General features: G+C 57.9%; 11 protein-coding genes and 1 pseudogene. 6 read left to right on the forward strand and 6 right to left on the reverse strand.

Translation table 11 applies throughout. The features are described 5' to 3' along the window. From dgcA to ACRESJ_RS03165, 3 genes and pseudogenes are all read right to left on the reverse strand, one after another. Positions 1 to 1,246 (reverse strand): annotated as a pseudogene (gene dgcA / locus ACRESJ_RS03155) (dimethylglycine demethylation protein DgcA); the annotation flags it as partial. A gap of 15 nt (positions 1,247 to 1,261) precedes the next feature. Further along, positions 1,262 to 1,792 carry a DUF5943 domain-containing protein gene (locus ACRESJ_RS03160; RefSeq protein ID WP_431756598.1) on the reverse strand — a complete coding sequence of 177 codons (531 nt, stop codon included), beginning with the start codon at positions 1,790 to 1,792 and terminating at the stop codon, positions 1,262 to 1,264. A gap of 78 nt (positions 1,793 to 1,870) precedes the next feature. Further along, complete coding sequence (locus ACRESJ_RS03165; protein WP_008033250.1) at positions 1,871 to 2,848, reverse strand: dipeptidase; 978 nt, start codon at positions 2,846 to 2,848, stop codon at positions 1,871 to 1,873. 222 nt (positions 2,849 to 3,070) lie between these two features. On the opposite strand from ACRESJ_RS03165, the gene ACRESJ_RS03170 reads away from it, so the two are divergent. The 4 genes from ACRESJ_RS03170 (at position 3,071) to ACRESJ_RS03185 (ending at position 4,695) form a co-directional block, all read left to right on the forward strand. Next, positions 3,071 to 3,472, forward strand: coding sequence for a lysozyme inhibitor LprI family protein (locus ACRESJ_RS03170; protein ID WP_431756599.1), 402 nt, complete (start codon positions 3,071 to 3,073; stop codon positions 3,470 to 3,472). Positions 3,473 to 3,684: 212 nt separating this feature from the next. Beyond that, positions 3,685 to 3,939 (forward strand): type II toxin-antitoxin system RelE family toxin, encoded by a 255-nt coding sequence (locus ACRESJ_RS03175; protein WP_431756600.1) that lies wholly within the window; start codon positions 3,685 to 3,687, stop codon positions 3,937 to 3,939. Further along, positions 3,923 to 4,246, forward strand: coding sequence for a helix-turn-helix domain-containing protein (locus ACRESJ_RS03180; RefSeq protein WP_431756601.1), 324 nt, complete (start codon positions 3,923 to 3,925; stop codon positions 4,244 to 4,246). Before ACRESJ_RS03175 ends, ACRESJ_RS03180 begins: the two co-directional genes overlap by 17 nt. Positions 4,247 to 4,278: 32 nt before the next feature. Continuing rightward, entirely contained in the window at positions 4,279 to 4,695 is a 417-nt protein-coding gene (locus tag ACRESJ_RS03185; RefSeq protein ID WP_431756607.1) for a DUF3010 family protein, read from the forward strand. Between the two features lie 41 nt (positions 4,696 to 4,736). Here ACRESJ_RS03185 and ACRESJ_RS03190 read toward each other — a convergent pair whose 3' ends face one another. The 3 genes from ACRESJ_RS03190 to ACRESJ_RS03200 all read right to left on the reverse strand — a co-directional run bounded on the left by ACRESJ_RS03190 (position 4,737) and on the right by ACRESJ_RS03200 (position 7,747). Then, a complete protein-coding gene (locus tag ACRESJ_RS03190) occupies positions 4,737 to 5,114 on the reverse strand; it encodes a hypothetical protein (RefSeq protein ID WP_431756602.1) in 378 nt (125 codons plus the stop codon). 8 nt (positions 5,115 to 5,122) lie between these two features. Beyond that, a complete protein-coding gene (locus ACRESJ_RS03195) occupies positions 5,123 to 6,532 on the reverse strand; it encodes a PAAR domain-containing protein (RefSeq protein ID WP_431756603.1) in 1,410 nt (469 codons plus the stop codon). 270 nt (positions 6,533 to 6,802) lie between these two features. Next, the gene (locus ACRESJ_RS03200) at positions 6,803 to 7,747 is read right to left on the reverse strand and encodes a GlxA family transcriptional regulator (RefSeq protein ID WP_431756604.1); all 945 of its coding nucleotides are present in this window, start codon (positions 7,745 to 7,747) and stop codon (positions 6,803 to 6,805) included. 195 nt (positions 7,748 to 7,942) lie between these two features. Between ACRESJ_RS03200 and ACRESJ_RS03205 the strand changes: the two genes are divergently transcribed. After that, complete coding sequence (locus ACRESJ_RS03205; RefSeq protein ID WP_431756605.1) at positions 7,943 to 8,887, forward strand: choline ABC transporter substrate-binding protein; 945 nt, start codon at positions 7,943 to 7,945, stop codon at positions 8,885 to 8,887. Positions 8,888 to 8,989: 102 nt separating this feature from the next. Then, a complete protein-coding gene (locus tag ACRESJ_RS03210; protein WP_431756606.1) occupies positions 8,990 to 9,877 on the forward strand; it encodes a 3-keto-5-aminohexanoate cleavage protein in 888 nt (295 codons plus the stop codon). Positions 9,878 to 9,970 lie beyond the last annotated feature (93 nt).

The following is a 9,970-nucleotide window of genomic DNA, read 5'->3' on the forward strand; positions in this document are numbered from 1 at the left end:
CGTCGTGGCCACGTTCGGCAGCCACACGGGCGGCTTCCATCCCCGCAGGGCCGGCGCCGACCACCACCCCCTTGCGCTTCTTGCCGGTGGTTTTTTCGATGATGTGCGGCAGGCCCATGTATTCACGGGAGGTCGCCGCGTTCTGGATGCACAGCACATCCAGGCCCTGATACTGACGGTCGATGCAGTAGTTGGCACCGACACATTGCTTGATCTGGTCGACCTGGCCCATCTTGATCTTGGCGATCAGGTGCGGGTCGGCGATGTGCGCGCGGGTCATGCCGACCATGTCGACGTAACCGCCTTCCAGAATACGGGTGGCCTGGTTCGGGTCCTTGATGTTCTGCGCGTGCAGTACCGGAACCTTGACCACTTCCTTGATACCGGCAGCCAGGTGCAGGAACGGCTCCGGTGGATAACTCATGTTCGGGATCACGTTCGCCAGGGTGTTGTGGGTGTCGCAACCCGAACCCACGACGCCGAGGAAATCGAGCATGCCGGTGTCGTCGTAATACTTGGCGATCTGCTTCATGTCTTCATGGGACAGGCCATCCGGATGGAACTCGTCACCGCAGATGCGCATGCCCACGCAGAAATCGTCACCGACCTCGGCGCGCACAGCCTTGAGTACTTCCAGACCGAACTTCATGCGGCCTTCGAAGGTGCCGCCCCATTCGTCGGTACGCTTGTTGACCCGTGGGCTCCAGAACTGGTCGATCATGTGCTGGTGAACGGCCGACAGTTCGACGCCATCCAGGCCGCCGGCCTTGGCGCGACGTGCCGCTTGCGCGTAGTTGCCGATCACCCGCCAGATTTCTTCCGGCTCGATGGTTTTGCAGGTAGCACGGTGCACCGGCTCACGCACACCCGACGGCGACATCAGGGTTGGCCAGTTGAAGCCGTCCCAACGGGAGCGACGGCCCATGTGGGTAATCTGGATCATGATCTTGGCGCCGTGCTTGTGCATGGCGTCGGCAAGATTCTGGAAATGCGGAATGATGCGGTCGGTGGACAGGTTCACCGAGCTCCACCATTCCTGCGGGCTGTCGATGGCCACCACGGACGAGCCGCCGCAGATCGCCAGGCCGATCCCGCCCTTGGCCTTCTCTTCGTAATACTTGACGTACCGGTCGGTGGTCATGCCGCCGTCGGTCGCGTAGACCTCGGCGTGCGCGGTGCTGAGCACGCGGTTACGGATGGTCAGTTTGCCAATTTGAATTGGCTGGAACATTGCTTCGAAAGCCATGGCGGGTTCCTCGACTTACAACGGCTTGACGGTGAACAAGCCGTCTTCGTGGCCCTCTTCGGAGCCACCGTAGACTTGTTCGGCCACGGTACGGATCTTGCTGCCACGAGCGGCGAGGATCTGGTCCATCGCGCCGGCAAACCAGCCAGTGAACATGTAGTCGACCTTGCGTCCGACCTTGCCGTAGACGTAGACGAATGCCGAGTGTTCGAGCTTGACGCTGGCGGTGCCTTTGTCGAGGTCGATGTCCTGGATCTTGAACAGGCCCCAGCCGCGTTGCGACAGACGCTTCATGTAGTGCTCGAACACCGCGACGCCTTCCAGGCCATGGCATTCGGCTTCTTTTTCACACCAGTGCCAGGCGGACTTGTAGCCGGCCTTGTAGAGGATCTCGGCGTAGGCGTCGGCGCCCAGCACTTCCTCAATGCCCATGTGGTTGTTGACGAAGAAATGACGCGGCACGTACAGCATCGGCAAGGCGTCTGAGGTCCAGATACCGGTCTCGCTGTCGACTTCGATAGGCAATTGCGGGGCGATCTTGGCCATGGAAACTTAACTCCAGAAAAATTTTGGTGTTGCCCTCGGCTCGGATGGCCGGGGGAAAGGATTCAGAAGTGCTGCGGCTTACTCGCCCCAGACGTCTTTAAGGACGTTCACCCAGTTTTCGCCCATGATCTTGCGCACCACGCGCTCGGAATGGCCGCGCTTGAGCAGTGTCTCGGTCAGGTTCGGGAACTCGCCCACGGTGCGGATGCCCAGCGGGTTGATGATCTTGCCGAAGCTGGTCAGACGACGGGCGTAGCCCTTGTCGTGGGTCAGGTATTCGAAGAAGTCCTGGCCGTGACCCTGGGTGAAGTCGGTGCCGATGCCGATGGCGTCTTCGCCGACGATGTTCATGGTGTATTCGATCGCTTCGGCGTAGTCGTCGATAGTCGAATCGATGCCCTTGGCCAGGAACGGCGCGAACATGGTCACGCCGACAAAACCGCCGTGGTCGGCGATGAACTTCAGTTCTTCATCGGACTTGTTGCGCGGGTGAATTTTCAGACCCGACGGCAGGCAGTGGGAGTAGCAGACCGGCTTCTTGGATTCGAGGATGACTTCTTCGGACGTCTTGGAGCCGACGTGGGACAGGTCGCACATGACGCCAACGCGGTTCATCTCGGCAACGATTTCGCGACCGAAGCCCGACAGGCCGCCATCGCGCTCGTAGCAACCGGTGCCTACCAGGTTCTGGGTGTTGTAGCACATCTGCACGATGCCGACGCCGAGCTGCTTGAACACCTCGACATAGCCGATCTGGTCCTCAAAAGCGTGGGCGTTCTGGAAACCGAAAAGGATGCCGGTCTTGCCCTGCTCCTTGGCCTTGCGGATGTCGGCGGTGGTGCGCACCGGAATCACCAGGTCGCTGTTCTCGCGGATCAGTTTCTGGCTGGCGGCGATGTTGTTGACGGTGGCCTGGAAGCCCTCCCACACCGACACGGTGCAGTTAGCCGCGGTCAAACCGCCCTTGCGCATGTCTTCAAACAGCTCACGGTTCCATTTGGCAATAATCAAACCGTCGATAACAATGCTGTCGGCGTGCAGTTCGGCTGGGCTCATCAGGCTGTCCCCTTTTTTGGCAATTCATGCGCCGAATCGTCTGCCGGCGCTTTGGAGCCAGCATATGCCTCGGTGCCTTGGCAGCCGGGTGCAAAAACGACAGACGAATTGCCGAAAGCGTCAATCCGCGACAAAGGGTCGTCGCCAGGAGCAATCCGCGACCTGTTCAAGCCCGCAGGCTTAGGCCAGAATTCGCCACATCTCTTGATGTGGGCGACCTGAATGAAATCGATCCTCCTGGCATTGGCACTGATTGCGACGGGCGTACAGGCTGCGGAAGAAGCCGACGACAATCCCTGCGACAAAGTCGAAAACGACGTCCAGACCCTGGAATGCTCGGCTTTCAGCAAAAGTACCGCTGAAGACCTGCTGAACGAAAACACCAAAAGCCTGAACGAGCGCATGCAGTCGCTCTACGGCAAGAACCCGACGCAACTGGCCGACATCACCGCCAAAATCAAAACCGCCCAACAACAATGGCTGAAAACCCGCGATGCCGATTGCGCCATCGAAGCCTTCCCCGCGACTGCCGGCAGCAAGGCCTTCACCATCGCGCAAAATGATTGCGTGGCGCGGATGAGTGACGATCGGTCGGAGTTTTTGGAGTCGATTGGGCAGGAGTAATCCGGGTAATCCATCGGAGGCTGGCAACGCCGTCAGCTTTCGATCTGCACCAACTGCGAATTCCTACACACCTCGCTGACCCGACCTACAGCGCCCGAACGCCCAGCAGGGGACCCTGCTCTACGGGCAACATCCCGACATTCTTCGTTAATTGGCCGACAGCGAAATATAAGTAAAGATTGGAATATCTTATAAAAGACTTATATTCTCACATGAACAGTATTCACTGGACTCGAAAGGCCGTTAAGCAGCTTCTGAAATTGCATTCTGCTCACCAGATCCAGGTTCGTAATGCCGTCACGGCGCTGACTGACATGCCGGATACAAGCAACGTCAAGGCACTGGTCGGTCATGACTATGCCTATCGACTTCGAGTAGGCAACTACCGAGTCATGTTCAATTGGGATGGCGCAATTAAAGTGGTCAGTATTCAAGAGGTAAAAAAACGCGATGAACGCACCTACTGACGTTCAAATCATCAACGACGCAAACGGAAATCCCGCTTTCGTGGTCATACCCTACGCGCAATATGTGGCGCAGAAGATTGAGCCCGATCTGATTCCCCACGAAGTCGTCAGTCGCATCGTCGATGGCTCAACGCCGATTCGCGCCTGGCGCGAACACTTGAACCTTACGCAGGATGAAGTGGCCAAACGTATGGGCATCTCCCAACCGGCTTTCGCCCAGCAGGAAACCGTTGCAAAGCCACGCAAGGCTACCCGCGAAAAGATTGCTGCGGCGTTTGGCATCACGGCTAATCAACTTGAGCTGTAAGCTGCACAACACTACTGATGAAAGGTATCTACATGAAAGTCTGCGGCATCGAAATCAAAGGCAGCGAAGCAATCATCGCCGTGGCAACGCTTGAGGGCCAAACGCTGAGCCATGTCGCGTTGGCCACCAAGAAAATCGCCCTCGACGATGACGACGAAGCCGCGAACGTGAAGGTCTTCGCTGCTCAGGTTGCTTCTTTTGTTCGCGAGAATTCGATAGATCGAATGGCGATCAAGAAGCGCAGCAAGAAGGGTGAATTTGCCGGTGGGCCGACGACGTTCAAGATCGAAGGGGTTTTGCAGTTGCTGGAGAATTGCGAGGTGACGTTGCTGTCGCCGCAGACCATCAATGCGCAGGCCAAGAAGCATGGGTTTGAACTGCCGGGGACGCTGAACAAGTATCAGCATGAGGCGTACAAGGCGGCGTGTTCGGTGCTGGTGAAAAAGTGACCATGAAAGCCGCATCTAGAAGGATGCGGCTATTGGCACGCTTAAATGCCGTAGAACTCTATTACTTCGGCCAGCCCTACAAAAACAGCCATGGCGATTAATAATCCGATCAAGCTCCAGTGCATTATCAGAAGCTCTTTCTTAAGCGATACCGGAAGTTTTTCCAGATCCTCGGCTCTGACACTGGAATGCTTAAGATAGGCACCCGGAAACGTCACGATCCCGGAAACCTGCCCAATGAACCGCAACTGCCCCATTAGGCCAGCAGCACGATAATAATCACGAGCACTAACTGTATAGCCGCCGTATAGAAGATCCAGTATCACGTCCATCTTGGTCCGGGCCATATGAAGCGCAACAGCGAGCCAAACTATCTGCCCAAGAAGCACCAGCCCGCATAAGTAACTGACAACAGTCATGGCAGTCATCATTTCACACTCTCAAAAATCTTCTCGCCGATACGCTCGCCGCCAGCTTGGCCAAGTGTCCCTCCAGCATAAGATCCAGCGCCAACGGCCACGATCCCACAAACTACGATAGAAACGCCGCCAGTGGGCACGCCGAGCGCAGCGCAAAGAAATCCGGTGGCAGAGCTTGATAGCAAACCACCTGCCAATGCGCCCCCCACCACACTACCCGTGAAGCCGCCGGTCTCCGTAAACTTCACCTTCTCACAAGTTTCAGAATTACCCGCTGTACACACATCCTGAACCTTTATGTATGAAGCCCCGCCACCCACCGCAGTGCCGATCCAACCGCCGTATTTAATATATTTGCTCGCCTTGGCTACTCCTTCAATGTGCGTGGCATATCCCGGTATCTGTCCAGAAGCTCCTGCTTTAGTCCACTGATGAACCAGACTTCGACTGGATATGCCCAATGCGCTTTTCAGATTCGGATGATCAGGGAAGCCTATGCTTTTTCGGGTCATGCCATTGAGGCTCGTGTCCAGCATCGTTAAAAGTCGTTTTCGCTCGGTAAAAAACGCTGGTGAGCGCAAATGCCCGTCGGTTTGGAAAGTGCGTTTATGCAACGCGTCTATCTCCTGTAATACGCTTTCAACATTTTTCAAGTGGTTGGCGAACATGGCTTCACCGATACCGATAGATGTCGAGGCATGAGACAGAAAAGTTGAGATCTCGGCGTAGTGTCGGACCATGAAGTCGGCGTCATTTGCACTCAGCGTCCCGAGCGCGTCGTTGGTTTTGGCGGCTGCTTCCATCAGCCACGCTTCCTCGCGACTGCACTGAAAGTTGTATGGGTCGCTGAGCACGATCATCGAGCCGGCTTTGAGGTCTCCTCGACCTGGGTTGAGAGCGTGGAACTTGCTCATTACGTCTGGCTTGTGCACAGAGAAAAGCGTGGCCTCCAGGGCTTGGCGGGTCATGCTTTTTGGCACGATGTAAAAGCCAGGCTCCTGACCTGTCATATCGCCGAATGCCGTGGGAGTCCGAGAAGGGGCAAAGGAGGATTGTTGCGAGGCCACCGGGCGGCGAGTGACCGTTGAGGGGGAGGGTTCAACGGCACGGCTGGATGCTTGCGTTGCCGGGCCATCGTTGCCGTAGGTCATCGTATACACCGAGGGGATCAGTTGAGCCCTACAAGAGCAGTCGCTGCGGCTATCCAGCGTGCCAGCCATCAGCCGCCCATGGCTATTCATGTACGAAATGCCGCCGACGATCCGATAGGTTTGACCGTCCACGCCACATGTAACCCGATCCCCCTCACAGGCATGCAACACACCGAACATGTTGATCCTGGGATCACCGTCCAGAACCACGCCGCCGCAGGTGGTCTTGTCACCCTGACCAATGAAATAACCTTCGCCTTTACTCATTTCCAGATTCCTTATCTGTGGAGACCGTCCGTGAATAATGCGGCGCAAGCAAACTGCATCGCAGCGGCGAATTCACAGGCGCAAGAAGGAAAAGGAAACTTCGCAGTAGGAAACTCTAAAAGTCCTACAAGGATGGTCGTTCGGGTGTGGTTCAAAGAAAGAAAATTGTGGGAGCGAGCCTGCTTGCGATGGGGGTGTGGCAGTCGACCTCATCATTGACTGACATACCGCCATCGCGGGCAAGCCCGCTCCCACAGGGTTATCTAGTGTTCATGCCTTCGCCGTTCGCCTGTCTTCCCGCGGACAACGCTCATATTTCGCCCGATAACTGCGGGTGAAGTACGACGGCGATTCGAACCCGCAGGCAATACTCACCTCCAGCACGCTCATGTCCGTTTGCCGCAATAGTTGCCGGGCCTTTTCCAGCCTCAGTCGCAGGTAGAAATTGCTCGGCGTGTCGTTCAGATGCAGACGGAACAGGCGCTCAAGTTGCCGTCGGGTGACCTTGATCGATTCTGCCAATTCCAGGGTGCTCAGCGGCGGTTCGCTGTGTTGCTCCATCTCGCCGATCACATGAACCAGCTTCTTGTTGCTGATGCCATAACGCGTGGCGACCTCCATCCGTTGGTGGTCTTTGCGCGGGCGGATGCGGCCGAGTACGAACTGTTCGCTGACCTGAATCGCCAGCTGCGGGCCGTGGGCCTGGGCGATCAGATCGAGCATTAAATCAATGGAGGCGGTGCCGCCAGCGGACGTAATGCGGCGACGGTCGATCTCGAACAGCTCCTGGGTGACGCTGAGATGCGGATAGGACTCTTTGAAGGCATCAATGGCTTCCCAGTGCAGGGTCAGGCGATGACCGTCCAGCAGGCCGGCTTCAGCGAGGATGAAGCTGCCGGTATCGATCGCGCCTAGCGTCACGCCTTCATTGTCCAGGCGCCGTAGCCAGTGTTCCAACGCGGGAGTGGCGAACTTCAGCGGTTCAAAGCCGGCAACCACCAACAGTGTCGCCCCTTTCTTCAGCGGCTCCAATGCCGCATCGGCGTTGACCGACATGCCGTTACTGGCCAGCACCGCCCCACCATCAGCGCTCAATACATGCCAGCGATAGAGCTCGCCGCGAAAGCGATTGGCAACTCGCAGCGGCTCGATGGCGGAGATAAATCCGATGGCCGAGAAACCCGGCATCAACAAGAAATAGAAATCCTGAGACATGTGCGCACTCGGTTCGCTGGTAGCGTGTGGACGTTGATACGCCTGTTGCAATCGGCATTCAAGAGCGCAGGTCGCTGCAGTGCAAGAGCTGGTCGCCGCAGTGCGCTTTTATGGCCGATTAGCTGCGTAACTTGACATCACCGGCGCACAAAGACGACCGGACCCACAATAATGAAACTGCCGAGGAACCCGAGAATGAAACGACTGATCAGCAGCTGTGTTCTTGCACTCAGTAGTACCGCTTTGCTGAGCGCCAGTGTCATGGCCGCCGAACCCGCCTCCTGCCAGAACGTGCGCATGGGCGTGGTGAACTGGACCGACGTGATCGCGACCAGTGCCATGACCCAGGTATTGCTCGACGGCCTCGGCTACAGCACCAAACAAACCAGCGCCTCCCAGCAAATCATCTTCGCCGGCATCCGTGATCAGCGCCTGGATCTGTTCCTGGGTTACTGGAACCCGCTGATGACCCAGACCATCACCCCGTTCGTCGACGCCAACCAGGTCAAGGTGCTTGAAGCGCCAAGCCTTAAAGATGCCCGCGCCACCCTCGCCGTGCCGACCTACCTTGCCGACAAGGGCCTGAAAACTTTCGCTGACATCGCCAAGTTCGAAAAAGAACTGGGCGGCAAGATCTACGGCATCGAGCCAGGCTCAGGGGCCAACACCCAGATCAAGGCGATGATCGCCAAGAACCAGTTTGGTTTGGGCAAATTCCAGCTGGTGGAGTCCAGCGAGGCCGGCATGCTCGCCGCGGTGGATCGTGCCGTGCGCCGCAAGGAAGCCGTTGTGTTCTTCGGCTGGGCGCCACACCCGATGAACGTCAATGTGCAGATGACCTATCTGACCGGCAGCGACGACGCCCTCGGCCCGAACGAAGGCATGGCCACCGTCTGGACTGTTACCGCGCCGAAATACGCAGAACAGTGCCCGAACGTCGGACGCCTGCTCAGCAACCTGACCTTCAGCGCCGAAGACGAGAGCCGGATGATGCAGCCGCTGCTGGATCACAAGGACGCTTTCGAGTCCGCCAAACAATGGCTCAAAGATCACCCGCAGGACAAACAGCGCTGGCTTGAAGGCGTGACCACCTTCGATGGCAAGCCAGCCGCGGAAAACCTGCAACTGACCACCAAGTAAACCGCTCTTTTTTCTGAACCGAACCACCGATTCGCAGCCCGACCGGGCTGCGAACGGAACCGTCTCGCCTAAAAACCACGCCAGCCTGTAAGGAACCGCCAAATGAACCACGACGTCATCATCACCTGCGCACTCACCGGTGCTGGCGACACGACCGCCAAGAGCCCACACGTGCCGGTCACCCCGAAACAAATCGCCGCTGCCGCGGTGGAAGCCGCCAAGGCCGGCGCCACCGTAGTTCACTGCCACGTTCGCGACCCGCAAACCGGCAAGTTCAGCCGTGACGTGGCGCTGTACCGCGAAGTGATGGAGCGCATCCGCGAGGCCGACGTCGACATCATCGTCAACCTCACCGCTGGCATGGGCGGCGACCTGGAAATCGGCGCCGGCGAGAATCCGATGGAGTTCGGCCCGAACACTGACCTGGTCGGCCCCTTGACCCGTCTGGCCCACGTCGAAGAACTGCTGCCGGAAATCTGCACCCTCGATTGCGGCACCCTGAACTTCGGCGATGGCGACACCATTTACGTCTCCACCCCGGCGCAACTGCGTGCCGGCGCCAAACGCATTCAAGAGCTGGGTGTGAAAGCCGAGCTGGAAATTTTCGACACCGGTCACCTGTGGTTCGCCAAGCAGATGATCAAGGAAGGCCTGCTCGACAACCCGCTGTTCCAGCTGTGCCTGGGCATCCCATGGGGCGCGCCGGCTGACACCACCACCATGAAAGCCATGGTCGACAACCTGCCGGCAGACGCGGTCTGGGCCGGCTTCGGCATCGGTCGCATGCAGATGCCGATGGCGGCGCAAGCGGTGCTGCTGGGCGGCAACGTGCGGGTTGGCCTGGAAGACAACCTGTGGCTGGACAAAGGCGTGCTGGCGACCAACGGCCAACTGGTCGAACGCGCCAGCGAAATCCTCAGCCGCCTGGGCGCACGAGTCCTGACCCCAGCCGAGGGCCGCAAGAAGATGGGCCTGAAACAACGCGGTTAACCCCACACATCCAACCCTGTAGGAGCTGCCGAAGGCTGCGATCTTTTGACTTTGCTTTTTGAACATCAAGATCAAAAGATCGCAGCCTTCGGC

The sequence above is a fragment of the Pseudomonas sp. genome (assembly GCF_050739655.1).
Classification (GTDB): Bacteria; Pseudomonadota; Gammaproteobacteria; order Pseudomonadales; family Pseudomonadaceae; genus Aquipseudomonas.